Origin of the sequence: Roseobacter weihaiensis (assembly GCF_020622345.1) — a bacterium.
Lineage (GTDB): Bacteria > Pseudomonadota > Alphaproteobacteria > Rhodobacterales > Rhodobacteraceae > Roseobacter > Roseobacter weihaiensis.
Genome location: NZ_JACNMO010000091.1, coordinates 1 through 528, shown reverse-complemented (window position 1 = coordinate 528; position 528 = coordinate 1). Strand labels below are relative to the sequence as shown.

At 57.6% G+C, this 528-nt stretch carries 1 pseudogene; it reads right to left on the bottom strand.

The window, feature by feature from the left end:
* Nucleotides 1–473, bottom strand: a pseudogene (locus H7847_RS26655) (transposase); the annotation flags it as partial.
* Between the last annotated feature and the right edge of the window lie 55 nt (nt 474–528).

The following is a 528-nucleotide window of genomic DNA, read 5'->3' as shown; positions in this document are numbered from 1 at the left end:
TCAGACGCTGCTCGTCAGCACGGCCTTGCGGCACCTTGCACTGCGTCGATCGGTGCTGCCCAAGTGTGCGGCAGGCCCGGCGCTCAGACACACCAAGCTCCTGCCGCACGTGGTCGATGCATTTGCGACGACGTGAAGGGCTTAGTAGGGCTTCGCGTTCAGGGCTACAAACCATCCACAGGATGGTTTGCCTGACGCCCTTCATCCTTCGCCGCTTCCGTCAAGATCAACTTGTCCAAGGTCAGGTCAGACACCGCCCGTCTCAGCCGCTGGTTCTCTTTCTCCAGCTTTTTCAGACGGGCCAACTGCGACCGTTGCATCCCACCATACAACTTACGCCATCGATAGAACGTTTGCTGCGTCACGCCAATCTGGCGCACCGCCTCGGCAATCGTCGCGCCTTGTCCTTGCAGAACTTCAACCTGCCGAAGCTTCGATACAATCTCTTCCGGCTTCTCTCGTTTCCCAGCCATTGCTGATCCTCCAATTTACGGGATAATCTATCCCAGTTGGTGGACCACTTTCACG